This window comes from Chlamydiota bacterium, from assembly GCA_016178055.1.
In the GTDB taxonomy this organism is placed as follows: domain Bacteria; phylum Auribacterota; class JACPWU01; order JACPWU01; family JACPWU01; genus JACOUC01.
Map to the genome: position 1 here is coordinate 18,631 of JACOUC010000077.1, position 18,955 is coordinate 37,585.

Annotated in this window: 14 protein-coding genes and 1 pseudogene; 2 read left to right on the forward strand and 13 right to left on the reverse strand. The window is 40.0% G+C overall.

Annotation, left to right across the window (positions count from 1 at the left end; all coding sequences use genetic code 11):
- Positions 1-20: 20 nt before the first annotated feature.
- Complete coding sequence (locus HYS07_11015) at positions 21-2,951, reverse strand: discoidin domain-containing protein (protein ID MBI1871702.1); 2,931 nt, start codon at positions 2,949-2,951, stop codon at positions 21-23.
- 98 nt (positions 2,952-3,049) lie between these two features.
- Here HYS07_11015 and HYS07_11020 point away from each other — a divergent pair, with 98 nt between their 5' ends.
- Positions 3,050-4,369, forward strand: a complete 1,320-nt coding sequence (locus HYS07_11020; protein MBI1871703.1) for an ATP-binding protein — start codon at positions 3,050-3,052, stop codon at positions 4,367-4,369.
- A gap of 34 nt (positions 4,370-4,403) precedes the next feature.
- Here HYS07_11020 and HYS07_11025 read toward each other — a convergent pair whose 3' ends face one another.
- From HYS07_11025 to HYS07_11065, 9 genes and pseudogenes are all read right to left on the reverse strand, one after another.
- On the reverse strand, positions 4,404-5,087 hold the full coding sequence (locus HYS07_11025) for a glycosyltransferase family 2 protein (protein ID MBI1871704.1): 684 nt from the start codon (positions 5,085-5,087) through the stop codon (positions 4,404-4,406).
- 71 nt (positions 5,088-5,158) lie between these two features.
- On the reverse strand, positions 5,159-5,845 hold the full coding sequence (locus tag HYS07_11030) for a response regulator transcription factor (GenBank protein MBI1871705.1): 687 nt from the start codon (positions 5,843-5,845) through the stop codon (positions 5,159-5,161).
- Positions 5,845-7,077 (reverse strand): PAS domain-containing sensor histidine kinase, encoded by a 1,233-nt coding sequence (locus HYS07_11035; protein ID MBI1871706.1) that lies wholly within the window; start codon positions 7,075-7,077, stop codon positions 5,845-5,847. The genes HYS07_11030 and HYS07_11035 overlap by 1 nt, the downstream gene beginning before the upstream one ends.
- Positions 7,078-7,080: 3 nt before the next feature.
- Positions 7,081-8,067: an NAD(P)-dependent oxidoreductase gene (locus tag HYS07_11040; GenBank protein ID MBI1871707.1), complete on the reverse strand. Its 987-nt coding sequence runs from the start codon at positions 8,065-8,067 to the stop codon at positions 7,081-7,083.
- Between the two features lie 48 nt (positions 8,068-8,115).
- Positions 8,116-9,075: a flippase-like domain-containing protein gene (locus HYS07_11045; GenBank protein ID MBI1871708.1), complete on the reverse strand. Its 960-nt coding sequence runs from the start codon at positions 9,073-9,075 to the stop codon at positions 8,116-8,118.
- 32 nt (positions 9,076-9,107) lie between these two features.
- On the reverse strand, positions 9,108-9,728 hold the full coding sequence (locus tag HYS07_11050; protein MBI1871709.1) for a glycosyltransferase family 4 protein: 621 nt from the start codon (positions 9,726-9,728) through the stop codon (positions 9,108-9,110).
- Positions 9,717-10,271: pseudogene (locus HYS07_11055) on the reverse strand (glycosyltransferase). Before HYS07_11055 ends, HYS07_11050 begins: the two are co-directional and overlap by 12 nt.
- On the reverse strand, positions 10,268-11,011 hold the full coding sequence (locus tag HYS07_11060) for a class I SAM-dependent methyltransferase (GenBank protein MBI1871710.1): 744 nt from the start codon (positions 11,009-11,011) through the stop codon (positions 10,268-10,270). The pseudogene HYS07_11055 and the gene HYS07_11060 overlap by 4 nt, the downstream one beginning before the upstream one ends.
- Before the next feature lies 1 nt (position 11,012).
- The gene (locus HYS07_11065) at positions 11,013-12,146 is read right to left on the reverse strand and encodes a glycosyltransferase family 4 protein (GenBank protein ID MBI1871711.1); all 1,134 of its coding nucleotides are present in this window, start codon (positions 12,144-12,146) and stop codon (positions 11,013-11,015) included.
- Between the two features lie 204 nt (positions 12,147-12,350).
- On the opposite strand from HYS07_11065, the gene HYS07_11070 reads away from it, so the two are divergent.
- On the forward strand, positions 12,351-13,649 hold the full coding sequence (locus tag HYS07_11070) for a glycosyltransferase family 4 protein (GenBank protein ID MBI1871712.1): 1,299 nt from the start codon (positions 12,351-12,353) through the stop codon (positions 13,647-13,649).
- Here HYS07_11070 and HYS07_11075 read toward each other — a convergent pair.
- The 3 genes from HYS07_11075 to HYS07_11085 all read right to left on the reverse strand — a co-directional run.
- On the reverse strand, positions 13,646-14,452 hold the full coding sequence (locus HYS07_11075) for a class I SAM-dependent methyltransferase (GenBank protein ID MBI1871713.1): 807 nt from the start codon (positions 14,450-14,452) through the stop codon (positions 13,646-13,648). The genes HYS07_11070 and HYS07_11075 overlap by 4 nt on opposite strands.
- Positions 14,453-14,458: 6 nt before the next feature.
- Positions 14,459-16,120: a glycerol-3-phosphate dehydrogenase/oxidase gene (locus tag HYS07_11080; protein ID MBI1871714.1), complete on the reverse strand. Its 1,662-nt coding sequence runs from the start codon at positions 16,118-16,120 to the stop codon at positions 14,459-14,461.
- A gap of 13 nt (positions 16,121-16,133) precedes the next feature.
- Positions 16,134-18,955, reverse strand: a 2,822-nt coding sequence (locus tag HYS07_11085) for a hypothetical protein (protein ID MBI1871715.1), incomplete at its 5' end; no start/stop codon positions are given.

Consider the following 18,955-nt stretch of genomic DNA (forward strand, 5'->3'; position numbering starts at 1 on the left):
ATTTCACGTGCTTTCACATTCTATAATTTCAAAGTTCCAATAGACACTTTATTCTTTTTATTCTCAAGATTCGTTTGCTGAACTTTCCAACGCTTGCCTGTGTGGGGATTAAATAGACCTAAACTTATTCTATATTCTCCTGGGGAAATGTCCGCAGGAATGATTAACTCTTCTTCTTCCCTAAGAGCTTCATCCTCTAAAAAAGGCCCTACCTCATCCTGCCAAGAAAGCAGCGTATGATCCCCCTGAAACAACTTCCCTTGTCCTTCGACATGAACAAAAACATTGGGTCTTTCTCGAGAAACATCTCTCTCCAATTTCCAAAAATAAAAAATTTTCACTCGGGCCCCTGATTTTACTTCTTCCGCATTTAAGCGATAACCTAAAAATGTGATCCCCTTCTCAAATTGAATGGGGCAAAGATGCTGAGGCTGAGTTTGTTCTAAAAGAATTTTTAATTCCTTTTCAGCCTGATCGTTTCTCCTCAATTTTTTTAACATCTCAATCAAACGACGATGAACTTCTAGATAATGGGGATAAAAACGAAGGGCCTTTTGATAAAATTTTAAGGCCTCTTCCCATCTCTCCCCTTTTTCCTCTTGAATTCCCAGATTTTTTAAATATTCACTATGAAGTTTTGTATTTGCCCGAACCACTCCAAACCCGATCCACCACCAACTCAAGTGCTGATCAAGCATACTTTCTGATTTTCCCCAACTCTCAAAATAAAATAACACCCATCTTCCATAGGCTTCTCGAACCAGGCCAATCCCGTCTTCTTTCATCATGCCTTCGAATAGATTGGCATCAGAATCTTCAAGAACAAATCCGACTTTAGGTCCCCATCGGACCCGTCGATCTGGGAAACCCGCGTAAGAAGTCGGATAAATAAATGGTTCAATGGTTTCGACTTTTCCCCCGGTCGCTTCTCGAATTTTTGCGTTCATCCAACGATCGGCATAAACCTTCGTTAAACCCAAATCATGAATGGCCTGAAGCACATCCTCTTGACCATCCCTAGACAGCCTTTCTCCAACATCCTCATAAAAATAGGCCTCATGAATCATCCAGGAATTCAGGTTTTCATTTTCATATTGTTTAAGACGTAGAAAACGTGCCCTAGCAGGGCCCCATCTAGCCTCCAAGCGATAGTTAAATTCCCAGTAGTAAAGACGCGGACCGCTCCAATAGAAAAAATCAGTTAAAGTACGAGGAAAAACCTCCGTCCAATGGACCCCATCCAAACTTGTCTCTAGACTTACTTCCCGCGCAATATTATGAAAATATTGACCCTTATTCCACAAGCGCAGCATTCCTAGTTTATAGATTTGTCCCAAATCAAATTGGATCCACATGCCCGGGGTCTTGGGACTTCCACTGGTCCAAGCCGTTCCTAAACTTCGATCCAAAACCTTCTCTATATCCTCCGAATGACAGGAAGCTTGCCCTATAATGCCCTCAGGATCAATCTGACAGTAGGCCCGAGGAGGCTCATGAAATTGATAATAAATATGGAACGGATTTACGTCCTCTCGCTCATAACTCCCGCCAATCACCTTCAAGGTATCAAATCCATGATTTCCTCTCTCAAGCCAGGCTGGATGGTCTGAAGCCTCTAAGGCTTTTTGATAAGGGGTATACCTTTCACATTGTTCTTGGGAAAATACTATTTTTTCTTGAGAGAAAAAATTCAAGCGAAATCCCAACCAATAATTTTGGTAATAGAGATGCCGTAAATTCTTTTTTTCAAGATATTCGAAAAGGGCTCTCTCATTCTTTTTTTCATTCTCATAAACAGTTTTGTACTCGGGATGGAAAACATCTGCGTCCAAATAAAGTGTATAGAGATGAAACACCATAAAAGCGCCTAAGAGTATTCCTCCCAACACTCGAGACTTTTTAATGAACGAGTTGATCCCAAAAGCCCAAAGCAAAGGGAGTGCTGCAAACATGGGAACAAAATAGCGGCGAGTATTCATTTCGAGATACTGAGTTTCATCAATAATAAAAAGATAGAGAAAGAAAAAAGCTAAAATAAATGTGGCCCCATTCATTTTTTTCTGACCCCAAAAAGAAGAAACCGATTGATAGATGAATTGAATCAAAAAAATAAAATAAGGAATGAGAAAAAGAGACACACCCTTAAAATAAGGGGTCTGGTCGCTATTTTTTAAAATTCCAACAACAATGGGAAGACCGGTCGTAAAACAAAATTTGAACCCTTGCCAAAGGGTATGATGCTTTTCCTCATGTCGAAAAAGATAAACTAAACTCTCAAAATGATGGTCAAAATTATGAACCCAAAAAGGGGCACTTCCCAGGAAAAAACCTAAAACAACCCAAAGAAATGTTTTTCTAAAAAGGGTCCGGGGCTTCAGCAAGAAAAATAAACCTGTCGGAGCTATGAAAAAAATAATCAAAAAATGAAACCAAAGACCGATCCCACATACCAGTCCCAAAACAAAATAAGAAATCCATCCCCGATCGCCCTTTTTATAAGGATAGAAAATCCGGTGAGCCATCCAGAGCGACAGAGTTCCTAAAATCAATGTTTCAATGTAAGCCCCTCGAGCCAAAACACAATGTTCCATGAGATAAATAGGACCTGCAGCCGTATAAAGAGCGGCAAGAAGCCCTATCCTAGAACCTCCCATCCGACGCCCCAAAAAATAGATTAAAACAATGAAAATAATAGACTGGACTGCAATGCTTAAATTGAGACTGAACGGAGTCGGTCCAAAAATCCAAAAGAAGGGAACCGCAAAAAAGGATTCCCCACTGGCCATGTACGGAAATCCCCATTGAATCAATGGAATTTCCCCTTTCATGATATGCATAGCCATTAAACCAAAAACAGCCTGATCAGAATCCACATGAGGCGTTAATAAAAAAAACCCTCTTAAGAAGAAACCTAAGAGGATAATGAGAACCAAATAAATTTTTGTTTTCACATTAATCTGTAACTTTGGAGTTATGAATGCATCATAAAATTGACCGATTTTATAATTAAATTTGTTTAAAATTGACCGATTTTTAATATAATAGGTCTATGATCCCACGAAAAGCAAGTGCAATTCTATCTCAAATCATAAAGAACAAAGAGACTTTTAATAACGTTGTCCTCGTCGAAGGGGCTCGTCAAGTCGGTAAAACCACATTGGTGAGGGAAACATTAAAAGGTCTTTCCATCCCTTTTAAAGAGTTCAACTTGGAGGAAAAAGGGACCCTCTGTGAAAAAATCGATCTTTGCAAAGACTTTGATGAATTTACTCAGCTGGTTGATTTTGAAATGCAATTTCCTCGGGGTCAAGATATATTTCTTTTCATAGATGAGGCCCAAGAAAGCAGAAAATTAGGGGGCTTCATCCGCTTTATGAAAGAAAAGTGGGAAAATACACAAGTCATCTTGTCAGGGTCTAGTCTTTCGCGTATTTTTCGGGATGAAACACGCTATCCCGTTGGACGAGTCACCCCTTTACATCTGCAGCCCCTTTCTTTTGAAGAATTTCTCATCGGCCAAGGTCAACAAAAACTTGTTTCGCAACTCCAATCTATTTTTCCAGAAAAAAGGGCCATCGCCCCTTCCACCCATCAACTTCTTTTAGACAATCTTCAAAAATACATGGAAGTAGGGGGATTGCCTGAGGTCGTTCATCTTTTTTCTCAAGGGAAAAATTGGCATCAAAAGCGCCTTGAAATCCTGTTAGGTTATTACAACGATTTTAAGAGAATCTTTGGGGAAACGTTTCAGCCCTACCTGGTAGCGGCATTAAAAACAACCGCCTATCTTTTGGGCTCTCCCTTTAAAAATACCCATGTGTCTTTCCTTCTGGAAGGGGGGAAAAACCAAGAAATTATTAAGGCTCTCGGCCAACTTGAAAATTGGAAAATAATTTTTAGGGTGGATCAAAGGGGCTCCTTTCCTGAGTCCCATTTTCACCCCAAGCGTTATCTCTTTGACATCGGAATTGCAAAAGAGCTGAGAGAGTCGGTTGTCCCTCCCATTCATCTTTTAAAAACCCTGAATGAAGTTGATCGAACTTCGTTAGGTGGGTTAATTGAAAACATGGTGGTGAATGCCCTCGTGAGTCAGACCCCGAAGCTTTGCGGGTGGAAAAAATCATCCTCAGGGTCGGAAGTCGATTTGGTTCTCAAAAGAAATGACGATATTATTCCTATTGAATGCAAGTCATCACTCACGATTAAGAACAGCCATCTGTCGGGACTGCGTGATTTCATGAGCGTTTTTAAAGTTCCCAAAGGATTTGTCGTTTCACTCGCTCCTTTTGAAGTAAGAAAACTATCCGCACAACAAACCCTTATCCTTCTGCCTCTCTATCTCGTAGAATCGTGGCAGAGATTTATCTAATCGCACATTTGGCCTTTAAAATTTTAGAAGGAAATTAATCTACAAATCTATATTTTAAAAGTGTCCACAAAGCTACAAAACCATCTTTCCAAGTAATTTTTTTACCTTCCTCGTATCCTCGTCCCGCATAAGAAATAGGAACCTCAAAAATCCGAATCTTTTTCCTCAATAATTTTGCCGTTATTTCAGGCTCCAATTCAAATCCTTTGGATCTTAACGAAATATTTTTTAAAAGATTCGTTTCAATAAGTTTGTAACATGTTTCCATATCTGAAAGGGTTGTATTGTAAAGCATATCTGTAACAAAGCTTAAAAATTTATTTCCTAGAAATCGTGAGCAAAACATGTTTTTGCAAACACCTTTGAATCGAGATCCATAAACAACCTGCGCATGAAATCGCCTAACAGGTTCAAGCATTTTGTGATATTCCTGGGGATCATATTCTAAATCGGCGTCTTGAATAATAATATAATCACCCGACACCCCTCTTAAGGCCGTCCGAATGGCAGCCCCTTTCCCTAAATTACGTTCATGATGAAAAACAATAAGGTGAGCATACTCTTTCTGTAACTCTTCAATAATTTTGGGCGTCCCATCTGTAGAGGCATCATTCACAAGAATAATCTCTTTATCTAAATCTACAGAAAGAACCCTCTCTACAATTTTTCTGAGAGTCGTCGCCTCATTATAAATAGGAATCAAAACGGATAATTTCATACTTTATATTTAGAATAGAGAGTAATTTCTAGCCCAAACCCGTTTTCACCAAATCCACCTATAAAAAGTTATCAGACCCTTAACCCCCCAACATTCTCACTCTGCACCCATTGAACAGCACTACGAACCAATGCAGTTGCATTTTCTAAATCTAACTTTTCCTTAATTTTTTCACGATAAGTTTCGATGGTCTTCACACTCAAATGAAGCTCTTTGGCTACTTGACGCGTTCCATACCCTTTCCCGATTAATTGAAATACCTCTAGCTCCCGATCACTCAAACGATCCATATCAGAATGATTCTCTAAGGTCGGGTGATTCACTAATTTTTCAATGATTTTAGAGGCTAAGACCTCACTCACATAAACTTGGCCTTCAAGAACCCGACGGATTGCAACCAGTACCTTTTCAGTTGCCTCTTGTTTCATGATATAGCCTTTGGCACCCGCACGTAAAACCCGTTCAGCATAAATAGACTCGTCATACATTGAAAGAACAAGAATGGGTAAATGAGGACACCGAACCTTCAAGTTCTTAATGAGATCAAGACCATTCATTCCTTTAAGAGAAATATCTACCACAGCAACATCGGGCTTTAACTTTTCTATGTTTTCTAAGGCCTGACAAGCATCCTCGGCATTTCCACAAGGGACAAGATCTGATTCTTGATTGATCAATTGAATGAGCCCTTGTCTCACAATCGGGTGATCATCCACGATAAATATTCTAGCCTTAGGCTGATTTTTTTTTGCTTTCATCAATCTTTCTTAAACCCTTTCAAGCTTTTAGAACGTATTGAACGAATGAGACAGCTTACCACTGTTCCTTCTCTTTTACCTTTTTGAATATTGAGCGAGGCATTGATCAATTCAGCTCGATAATTCATAATCCGAAGCCCCATCCCTTGGCCCCTTCTTATTTTCTCTGGGATCCCCCGGCCATCATCTTTAATCTCCATCAATATTCCACTTTTAACAGCAATCAACCGAATCGAAATTTTTTTGGGCTTCCCGTGCCGAACCGCATTATTCACCGCCTCCTGAGCAATTCGATAAAGATGAGTCGCAATGATATGATTATGAATTAAAATAGGCTGATCACTATCAAAATCACATACGATGTTAAAAACTTTTTTCACATGATTCGCTAGGTCTCTAAGCTGAACCATAAAATCATTTGAATCTAATTCAACAGGACAAAGCCCTCGGGCCAAACCCCGAGTCTGAGAAATGGCGTCATTGACAAGTTCCACAATTTTAGCTGCGTGAGAAGCCTCTGACAAAGACCATTTTTTAAGCTTTTGGGCTAAAACTTTACCCATAAAAGCAATCCCCGTCAAATGCTGCGATAAACCATCATGCAAATCCTGACCAATCCGGCGCTGCTCCATCCCGCTAATCTCTAAAATTTCCTTTCCTAATCTCTTACGCTCTTCCACGACACGTTTAAGCTCTTGATTGATCCTTTTCAATTCGATCGTCCGCTCTTCGACCCGTTTTTCGAGTTGATTATGGGCTTTTCGAAGAGCATCCTCTGTTTTTTTAAGTTGGGTAATATCATTATTAATCTCTAAAAATGCAACGGGACGTCCCTGATGATCTCGTTGTAACGTCCAACGGCTTCCTACCGTAATTTTGGTTCCGTCACGTTTATGATGAACAAGTTCCCCTTCCCAATATCCACGGCGAAGGCAGATGCTAATGGCTTCATTCTTTGATTTTGGGAAAATAGTTTTTAAAAAAGTATGTACATATTTTCCCAAGGCCTCTTCCTTAGACCATCCGTAAAGGCGTTCGGCCCCTTGATTCCAATACGTAATTTGATCCCTGAGATCGCGAATCATAATGGTATCATTGGCAAAATCAATCATTTGAACATGTCGTCGAAGCGTTTCTTCCACTTCCTTACGTTTGTCAAATTCCTTTTGAATGGCCTCTCGCACATCTCTAGGAATATCTTTTCTAATCAAATACTGTTCTAAGGAATCCATATTTTAGGAAATAAACCCCTTTTCTTTATACCATTGTGCTGTCTGGGTCAGCCCCTCTATCAGATCAACCTTAGGCTGGTAACCCAATTCTTTTCTCGCCTTCTCAATATTAAAAGCCCGATTTTGACGAAACCAGTCTACCCTGCGACGAAAAATGGGTGGATCCATTCTAAAAGGTTTGTACAAAATCTCGCAAGCCAAAGCGATTGTCCAAAGAGGCCAAAACGGGAGATGCTTGATTTGAAGATCCACCTTAAGCACTTGTGCGATCGATTTAACTAATTCATTCAAAGAATAGTGTTTTTCATCTCCGATAAGATAAACCTCGCCGCTCCCTTTATCGGAAGCTTGAGCCGCTTCAAACGCATCAACCAAATTATCAATATAAAGGGGATGATAATGGGCTTGGCCACTTCCAAACATCAGAAAACGTCCCCGGGCAACCCTTTTAAAGAGCATGAGAAACCGTTCTGGATCCCCTGGGCCATAAATAGCTGTAGGCCGAAGAGTTAAAATTCTAAGACCTTTCCCTAAAAATTCCTGAATAACCTTTTCCCCTTCATATTTTGTATATTGATAATAATCTGCAGGAGCAATCGAAGAGTCTTCTCGAGCAACACCGCTTTTGACATTGCCATGGACACCACAAGTGCTGCAATTAATAAATTTTTTAACCCCATGTTTTAAAGCGGACCGAAGAAGATATTTTGTTCCTTCAACATTCACATCCCAATAATTTTTTTTCGGAAGATTTACTTTCCTGAACATCGCCGCCACATGATGCACCACCTCACAACCCCTTGTCACCTCATCCACAAGCCGCTCATCTGCGACACTTCCTAAATGAATTTTAGCTCCCATTTTAACCAGTTCATCGTAAAAAAGTCCCTTTTGATTATCAAGAACCACGACTTCATTTCCTTTTTGAAGCAGTCTACGCGTTAAGTGGCTCCCCGTAAAACCTGTGCCACCTGTCACTAAAATTTTCATATCTCCATCTCCTCACAATTCATAAAAATGATATTGCGTTAAAAACCATCAGGTTGCCGATTGATTAACCATTTCCCGTACGGGATTCTTTACGGAATGATAAAGAAGTCCACCAGGTAAAAGACACAATGTATTCACCACCCGCCCTACCAATCCCAGTAAAAAAGCATCCGTTTTACTAATCCCGACTAATGGGAGAAGAAATAAATATAACGCCTCCAGAATTCCAACAGCATCAACAGAAATGGGAATACGGGCGACGGTGAAAATAATCGGAATCACCATCAAATAAGAAAAAAAACTTCCTGGGAGTTCAAAGGCCCTTGCCAAGCAAAAATTGCCAACGACAGGCATAAATTGTTCTATAAAAGAGAGTGCAAAAAAAAGGCCCATGGCCCTCTTATGATTTTGAAACTGATGATAAGCCAAAATCACACGTGCTATTTTTTTTGAAAAATGACCCTTTGCTTTTATCAATCTTTGAATCGGAAGAATCTTGAAAGAGAGAAAAAAAGCCAAGGCCCCCACTAGAAAAAGCGCTAAGGCAATCATAAAATACCGCCAGTGCTGAAGGGTAGCGGTCCATACTAAACCGAGAACAGAAAGTAAAACCAATAAAAATAGGGCCATCATCGCAAGAATTTTTTCAACCACAATAGAAGCAGCAACTTTCTCTCTTGCTCCACCTCCAACCGAAAGACTGCCCAAGCGAACAACATCGGAACCCAGGCTGGTTGGAAGCACCAGACCATAAAAAGAACCGACCAGATAGGCCCGAATGACTTCCCACAAGGAGACAAAAATTCCTTGAGCCTTTAAAAGGAGATTCCATTTAAAGGCCATGAGAAAACGATCGAAGAATACGACAAAAATGGAAGTTAAGATCCAGGAAGTATGGGCTTTAGAAAGTGCAGAAAAAAATTCGTCAAAATCAATCAAGGTCAGCAAGTAAACAATCGATGCGAGTCCCAAACCCCATCGGAATATAAGAGATTTTTTCGAAGACATGGGGTACAGCGTATAGTTTTAGAAGTAATATTTCAAGATTGAAATTTTGCCTCTAGCTCACCATATAAATCATTTAATTTCTTTTGAAAGGCCTTATAACTATACTTCTCATCCACCCTGCTCTTTCCTGCAACACCCAGTTGCTCTCTCAAAGAAGAATCACGAATCAAACGGAGCATCCCTTTCGAAAAAGCATCAAGAGAAGGAGAAGCCAGTTCAGCAATTTCACGATCTAGAACCTGCGTATGCGTTTCTAAATCGGTTGCCAGAGTAGGTTTTCCACTGGCTAAATAAGAATAGAGTTTCATGGGTGTATTACGACCCTTCAGGCGAGGAGAAACTAAAATATCGGCCTGGGCAAGATAATCTCCTAGGCACTCAACGGGTTTAGGACCTAAAAAATGGACTTTCTCCTGAATATGAAGATGCAGGGCTACTTTCCGATATTTTAGAATATCGGCATCTTCTCCCCCAACCACCACAAGATCCACATCCCGGGTCTCTTTCAGAACCAAAGCGAAAGATTCTAAAAGAAGATCAATCCCTTGATAGAATTCAAGATTTCCGACATACATTAAAATAGGGCCCGAGGCTTTAAATTCTTCTTTTAACAAGCATGAATCGGGCGATATTTTCTCTTTCAACAAAGGCATATCCTGAAGGACAATGACTTTCTGGGGATGATCTTTTTGGATACTGGCGGATAAGGCTTCGCAGACCACAGCCACTGCAAGCGCATTTTTTACCACGATTTTTTCAAAGAAATTCAGAATAAATGAACATAAAGTTAGAACACGATAACGTTCAACCAACTGTTGAGGAAGCGACGAATCCACATCGTAGACATAGGGAATTTTAAAAAACCACTTAAGCATTAGCGCAATAAAAACAGATTCCTCTACAGCATGAACCAACGCATAACGCTTTTGAGACGCCAATTTTATTGATTTAAGAAATAGGAGCCCATCACATAAAATTTTCTTCCATGAAAAACCTGGCCTAATATTATGAATCAAGGGAAGAGATCTAATCCGATGAATACAAACACCGGGATATTGCATGTCACGTCCCTCATGATAGGTCAGTAAATCAATCTCATCCCCTCGATCCGACAGCACCTTTAAAAGCATATGGACCGCAATCGGAGTTCCACGGTCTTGATAAAAAGGGTGGGGCGCTAGCATTAAAACCTTCATGAATTCACACTTTCCCTCACGAGTTTTAAGATAACCGGAGATCCCAAAAGAGACGTGAGACCCAGTTTTCGAAATATTTTTTCTGTCATTGATGAAACCTTAGGACTTTTTAAAACGCGATGAAGAACCATGGGAAGAAAAAATTCAGGGAATCGACTTTCGGGGATAAAACCATGCAATTTAAAAATCTCCAATAATTCTTTTTCATGAAAAGAGGTGTAACCCCGGGTATTTCCCTCTAAACGTTTCTTGAAATTAAAAAAAAGAGGGGTCATTGAATTAACACTTTTAACCGTGGGATAATCGATCAAAACCATTTTTTGGCTCACCCGAGTTATTTCTCCCAAAAAACGTTTCCATTCCCCCACATGAGGTAAAAGCCTAAAGCTGACCACCCCATCAAAAGATTGATTCTGATAGGGAAGATTTAAAATATCTCCTACTTTAAATTGGCATTGACCTTTTCGAAGAAAGGGTTTGATTCTATTTCTACAAACCTCGTCACTTCCCAGCACAGTCACATCAAACCCCTGACGAATGAGCCCCGGAGTTAATTGCCCATGTCCACCCCCCACATCCAAAATCCTTCGGCCCTGAAACCCTGAAAGCATTCGAAGCGTTGCTTCTTCCTGAATTTGAAGAAACCACTTTCCAATCTCTCCCTCAAAACGCCGAGCGTAGTCATCTGAAGACGTTTCGATATCTGCTGTTTCTGAAAGAGAAGCCCTGTTGAAGTTCATTTCACTTTACTTGAGGTAACTTATTTTTCACTCCTGCCATTTTTTCAAAAAGGGCAAGGGTTAAACGTGCTGTTTTTTCCCATCTAAAATCGGCGGCTCGTTTCAATCCCGCTTGAATCAAATTCTGACGCAAGGTTGAGTCGATCAAAACTTTCTCAATGGCCAAAGCGATTTCTTGAGGATTTTTAGGATTAATCAAAAAAGCCGCGTCACCAGCCACCTCTGGAGAACAACCTGTCCTCGTCGTAATCACTGGGCAGCCACAGGCCATGGCCTCTAGAATGGGAATTCCAAACCCTTCGTAAAGCGATGGAAAGACAAAGGCCTGGGCCCTATTATAAAAAGACGGGAGGTCTTCGTCTGGAATATAGCCGGGTAAAATCACTCGGCTCTCAAGATTTAATTTCTTAATCAAGGCCAAATCGTCCTTAAATTTCCAGCGCTGAAACCCAACGGCCACCAAATAATGATCTGGAAATTTCGATTGAACTTGCTGGAAGGAACGAAGTAAATTTCCAAAATTTTTAACAGGGAAAAGTCCTCCGACAAAAAGAATAAATTTTTGAGGTAAATGATACTTCTGACGAACCCTCTCAACCTCACTGGAGGGAAGAACCCTAAAACGTAAATCATAGGCCTCAGGAATCACATGAACCTTTTCTGATTTAATCTTTAAATATCTTTCCATCTCTTTAGCCCCTTTATACGTCATAGAGACAATGGCATCCGTTGAACGGCAAAAGAGAGGCATCATCAGACGTGTATACCAACGATCCCAGCAAGGATAAGCCTCGGGAACTGCAAACTGTTCTAAACCATGAAGGGGAAACACCGTTTTCTGAGCAGCAAAAAGAGGGATGGAAAGTTTGGGGTTGAAAATAATATCCACGTTCTCTTTACGCGCAATCCTAGGAACAGCTACTTGATCCCACAAAAATTTTGAAGGAGCCTTGACCACTCTTTCTCGAACATTTGAATATTGATGATAAGAACCTAAGGGGTCTTCGTCTTTATAGAGAAAAAAGTACTCATTGACTTGATCAAGTCTAAGAAGGTTTTTGAGAAGATTAACCGTATAAACTTTAATCCCCCCAACCTCTTTTAGATGACGAAGCATCACAGCAATTTTAATCATTTAAGGGTCCTTTGTCCTTTGGGCAGCGATCATACCTTACATCTTGTCAAAGCACCATCAGGCCAGATCATTGATTTTTGAATCAGGGAATCCCTGATAGGTAAAATTACTTTTAATGTATACAGTAATTATCCTAGCAAATAAAAAGGAAATCCCTTACAATTCCCGCCGAATGTTATTCAATAAAAACTGATGATCAATTGTATGAATCTTAAAATTTTAATGATTGCCCCAACTCCCTTTTTTGCAGATCGGGGTTGCCATGTCAGAATCTACGAAGAGATCAAGGCTCTTCAGTCCCTTGGGGCTAAAATCACCCTTTGCACCTATTCTCTCGGACGCGATATTAAAGGATTGGACATTCGCAGAAGCTCGAAAATCCCATGGTATCATAAACTTGAGGCTGGACCTTCCTGGCATAAATTTTATCTGGATCTTTTCCTCTATTGGAAGGCAAAAAAAATCCTTAAGAAAGAACACCATGACCTCATTCATGCCCATCTCCATGAAGGTGTTTTAATTGCCAATCGACTCAAGAAAAAATTTGGGATTCCTGTTGTTGGAGATTTTCAAGGGAGCCTCACTGATGAAATTAAAAGTCATGGTTTTACGAAAAACCCATTCCTTCTAAAATCTTTCTCATTCTCAGAACAAAGGATTAATCAAATGCCTGATTTTTCCATCCTGAGTTCTTTTCAACTCCAAGAAAAATTTCAACAAGAATCTAAAATTCAATCTAAAATTTTTTCAGGCCAAACCTCTGTGATCTCGGATGCCCTACCCCCTTCCCCGGCTTCACCTTCACCTTTTTTTCTCTGTAAACTCAAGGAAAAGCTAGGTATTCCAAAGAATGCCCAGGTCATCACCTATTTAGGGCTCCTGAATACCTACCAGGGGATCGATCTTTTAATGGAAATGATGCCCAAAATAATTCAAAAAATTGAAAAAGTTCATTTCCTCATCATGGGTTATCCAAATGAAAAGAAATATGAAAAAATATGTTACGAAAAAAACCTGCAAAATCATGTGACCTGGACAGGAAGAATTTCTTATGAAGAAATTACCCATTACTTGGCTTTGGGCGACATCGCGATTAGCCCTAAGATCTCTCAAACCGAAGGAAATGGAAAATTGATGAATTACATGGCTATGGGTCTTCCGACTGTGGTTTTTGATACCGGGGTCAACCGCGAGATTCTGGGAGAATTGGGGGTTTATGCGGCCTTTCCTGATTCGGATGATTTTTGTAACAAGGTGGTCGACCTTCTTAAAGATTCCCCTCGACGAGAAAAACTCCGTCCCCTCCTCAAAGAACGTGCGAACACACAATTTTTATGGAATGAACGTGGAAATCAAATCATTCAAATCTATCGACGAGTTTTAGCTTCTCAAGCCCCTCTCAAATTATTCTTCCCAAGTCTCTTTCATCAAATAGTAAAGATACTCATTGGATACTTCATCCTGGACTATTTTGAAGTGATTCCTAATATCTTTTATCCCTAAATCGATTTTTCATTTCTTGAAACTTCTTCCTTATTAATCTTTGCTCTGGCAATCAGCATATAACCACTCGACCGAAAAAGCAATCCATCACATTTTCCCAAAAACCATAAAAAAGGATAAATCAGTGTATATATTCTAAACATTTTTTTATTTTTTGAAAAATCCTTCGCCTCAATAACCATGCCCTTTTGAGAAGCATTTTCCCCCTTTTTCAAAATCCCCATCGTCCAAGTCATCAACGTATCTACAAATTCAGAAAAGAATTTTGAATAAGTCCGATGCTCTATCCATGTAAAATTTTTTCCTAAAAGATTTTGCAAATTCTGAACCGTATACCCAGGCCGGACATGCCCATGTTTTTCATCTGTCTGACCCATGAATAACCTGAATTTTCTAAGAAAAGAATTTTTAACATGCGGAACATTGATAATGAGTTCTCCCCCAGATTTCATAATTCGATACAGTTCATCAATAAATTCTTGGTCAGTATGAATATGCTCCAAGAAATCAACAATCAAGACACGATCAAATTCATTATCTTTAAAAGGGGTGTGTCTTCCATCAATTTGGAATACATCATCTTTCACAAGGCTGCGAATACATTCGACCGTTTTTTCATCCAAATCAGCACTTTTCCAGTAGCCCCCTCTTTGCCGAAGCAGCAAACTGATGACGCCATTGTCAGAACCAATGTCTAGACAGGTTAATCCTTCTGTTTTTCCTAAATAAGCCGTTAAGGCTTTAAATTTATTTTGCTTGAGAACCGATTTTTTAAAAAGTAATACAGGCCAGTTTTTAGACATTTTTCTCTACTTTATGAATCTTTTAAAAAATACTTTCATTTCTTGAAGTTCAGTTTCTATCTTTTCAAAGTTCCATTTAAGTTCCTGTCCCATGGTCTCAGCACACACTTTGAGCACGTGATCCGTCGGCTTTCCAGCCGACCCCAATTCTGTTCGTCTTAAAACAACATCGCTTAATTTCTGAGCCATTTCCTCACGAACACTATAAAGGACCTGGGCTTTAAGCAGTCCGTCATGACCCATTGTTTCTCCACCTAAAAGGGAAAGGACTTTGTGATAAATAGATCCATAATTAAAAACAAGGGAAGATATCAATGAGGTATCTAACCCGAAGGAGCGCTTTTTAATTTCCCCGGTCAAAAAATCTTCGAATTTTTCTATATCTCCACCCTCGATTCGTGTAAAGGCTGATAAAGACTTCGGAGGTTTTTCTCCCCAACATTCAAAAACATGATCCACCACCTTTTTAGCCACATCTCGAGCTGTGGTATATTTAACCCCCATCACAGAAATGAGACCTTTAATCCCATCTACGCGATGATCGATGATGTGATATTTCTTTTGAATCCGAACCTCTCCAGATCGACTCTGATGATCCATGATTGAATTTGGAAGGAAACCTTGATGGAGAAAGGAAATATCCTCCATTTTAAGTTTTGCATCAGGACAGGCTTCATTAAAATCATCTAGAAATTTCTGAATTTCTTCTGTCGTCACTTGAAGATCATCTGGATTCCCATTAAAAGGGGAAAGGGCCGTTCCCACCACGGAATGATCTCGCCAGGGGGTGACAAAAAAGAGGCGTGTTCCCTTATTCAAAAGATTATCTTTATCTTGATAGGGGTTTTTCCCATAAATTCCAACAGCATATTTTTCAAAGAGCGGACGTGTAATCACATTAAAAGATTTAATGAGCGGAAATTGCACTTGCCGATAATGATCTAAAAGCGATAAAACGTGATAGAGCCAGGGTCCTGAAGTATTCACAACCATTCGAGCCCGGACCGGAAAACACTCTCCCCCCAATAGGTCTTTACACTCAACGCCAGCCACGGCGTCTTTTTCCTGAATAAACCCGATAACCTTGACATAGTTGGCGCATTGAGCCCCTTTCTTCTCGGCTGATTTTAGAAGAGAAATCACCAGACGCTCTGAATTATAGACCGAGGCATCATAAAAAACGCCCGCCCCTGTCAATCCCTCTTGAGGAAGCAAAGGGAGAAGTCTAAGTGCTTCATTCCTTGAAAATGACTTTCCACACGGAATTTTTTTTTCAGGGTCCGACAATGAATTACGATTAAAACCAATAAAATCGTAAATATTTAAAGCCAATTTCAGAAGTTCTTTTCCCCGCATCCCATGCCCATAAGTGGGAATCAAAACGGGCAGGGGATGGATCAAATGGGGGGCAATCCGCATTAAATTTGTTCTTTCTCGAATGGACTCCCGCATCCTTTTAAAATCGCCATGCTGTAAATACCGAAATCCTCCATGGATGATTTTCTGGCTATTGGCGGAAGTGGCCCCTCCAAAATCTTGTCTCTCGACAAGAGCAACCGATAGACCCCGTAGGGCAGCGTCCCAGGCTGTAAACGCCCCGTAAATCCCCCCTCCAATCACCAGGAGGTCATAGAGAGAATTTGTGATTTGAGATAGATTTCTTTTCAAAAGAAAATCTCCATCATTTTTTAACGACCTCGATATTGTCCACCCAAAGCTCGGTATTGCCCTCAAACTTAATCACAAATTCAAGGGGCCCATCATGATCCACATTAAAATTTAATTTAAAAGGCTCGTATCTCCAGGATGTATTAAATTGTCTTACAGCAATCCATTTTTTTGAAATAATTTTTTCATGATCTGACCGAATCAAAAGTGTCGCAACCCCCTCATGAAGTTTGGCTTCTCGACTCAAAGGTAACTTCAACCAAAAAATGGCCTCATAGCTGCCTTTAGAATAATAAGGGTTTAGGCCATTCATTAAATCACGTTCAAAACCGTCTTTATCTACACGTACCGCCTCTTGACCCGAGGCTGTTTCATCCGAAACAATTTCGCCCTGATGAAATAATTCCTCAGCTTCGAAAATTTCCTTTGACCCTTCTAAAGCCTGAAAACCCATTGCAATGCGATCCACCCAAACATTGCCCATTCCATGATAAAAAATTCTGGGTTCAATCTCACTGTAGCAAGGTAATTTGAAGTCAAGAGTAAAGTCTTTAAATGTCTTTTCTCCAGAAAAATCTTTTGAGCTGATCGGCCTTGTGACAAGGAGAATATCTCGACTCTTATCCCAAATCTGTAAATCGAGAAGTCTCTCATGAAAACCGGTAACGTCCGTCTTGATGCTGAAAAAGGCTTGGTAAGAACCTTGAGGAAATGCCTTTGAACGTCCAAAAATCCACTCTCCCTTTCCCTTGGATGGATCAACATAAAGTGAAGATCCCTGTGAAGCCTCTTCCATTAAAACTTCTTTCCCTAAGAGTCTTTTCAAATCTTTCACTTCAAGAATAGAAAGAATAGGATTCGTTCGAGTTTGAATTTTTTCAAAATTGGGTTGATCTAATACCTCAAAAAGATACATCCCCCCCTGGGAACGGACCCACTTTAAGCATCCAGATTCCTTGAGTCTCATCGTGGTAAAGTGAGGAGGAAAAGGGCTGACCTTTCTGGGAAAAGCTTCTTCATGAACCACCACAAAGCCTACATTCCAATTCTTAAGGAGCTTCCAAATGTCACGGTTCATCTCTCCCACATTCATCGGAGAAAGGGGTTTAAAAACATGTTCGATATACGCTAGAGAAATCGCGGGGCGATAACCATTCAGCATGGGTAAACGATAGCGTGTCGCATAATATTGATAAATAGAAGACCAGGAACTTTCCCCTGGCCAAATAGGAAGTTCCAAAATTCTTCTGCCTTGTAAATGCTGTTGAATATATTCATAAATAGGCTGAGTCTTCGGCATTAAGCTGATGCCAGGGCCGTGAGAAGGAAGATAATCCAATCCCACAGCCAATAAACAGGAGGCTGTAATCCATTTTGAATTTCGCCCAATCATTTTAAAAAGAACCTTTAAACCGAAGGATGAAAGCAATGCCAAGAAAAAAAAGCTTAAGTAAAGAATCCGGGTAGGGACTCGAACATAACTAAGATGAGGAACATTGGCATAAAATAAATTATAGAGAGGAAGCGTCGGCCCCAAGGAAAGGCCGTAAGTTAAAAGAAAGAGCACTCCCAACACTCCAAAAACCGCACGATCCCTTCGACTCCCTTTGACACGTAAAAAAGGAAAATAGATTAAAATTCCAATGAGACCTAAGATGATAGTCCATAGACCCGGATAAATGAAAAATTCTCCATTCTCATTAAAACGTTGCCAAATATCCCTGAAATGGGGAGAGTAACCCTTAATGACTGAAAGAGCACGTCCTTCAGCCACGACCGATTGATTGAGTTTGCTGTATTTTTCAAAAAAAAGCCAACTGATGAGAATGATTGCAGGAATACTAAAGGCAAAAAAAACTTTAATGCGATCTCTGATCACCCAAATTGCAAATTTCTGAAAAATGATTCTTCTCCACTTTAAAAGATAATAAATCTTCATGGCAAAAATTCCCCCGAGGCATAAAGGAAAAAGTTTTGAAGCAAAACCAGGAATTTCAATATCAAATTGAATCAGATAGAGCGGTAACAGGATGAAGGGTAGATACGTTAAGGCATCTTCTTTTAAAGCACTTGAAAAATCTTGATGGCTCATCCGTGAATAAATTCCGCTATAAATGAACCAAAAAGAGATCATCCAAAAAATTCCTAGCGGAACAAAAGCCCAGACCCATAAAGCTTCAATACGACGCAGACACCACAAACTCAAGAATAATCCGAAAAGACCTCCTAAAAATGAAACCCCTATTGCATAAGGAAACATTTTCCTACTTCTAAAAATTGTTTTTTTTGATTGGGGATCTTTCCAAGAAGAAGACCTCTTCCATTGAATTTGGAAAAGAGGAAGAATCAGAAAAATTCCTAAGAAAAGCGGCATATAATAAGCCACATGTAATTCATCTAGACCCAATCCTAAAAAACAAAGCCCTGAAGCAAGCCCCCATCCCCAACTTTTTCTTTGAATGCCAAGGATATAGAAATAAATCACATACGGAATCAGAAAATGCATAAAGCCACCTGGTTGTCCCCCAAAAAGATGGGCAACACGATAGGGATACAAGGCATAAATGGTCGCTCCAAGCAAAGCAGCCCCCCCCGATCGGGTGAGGTGTCTGGCCAAATAAAAAAGACCTAGTCCTGATAAGGGAAAGGTCGCTAAGATTAATAAGTTATAGCCTGCGATATCCCCAAATAAAATTGCAAAAAGAGAAAAAAAGAAAGAAAGTGGAATGTACTGAGTATTGAAATGATTCTGCATTCCATAAACAGGGAGATTGAGCTGATACGGGTCTTTAAAAAACGGGGTAGGGTGAAGCAGAGCGTCTTTAAAAAGCCACA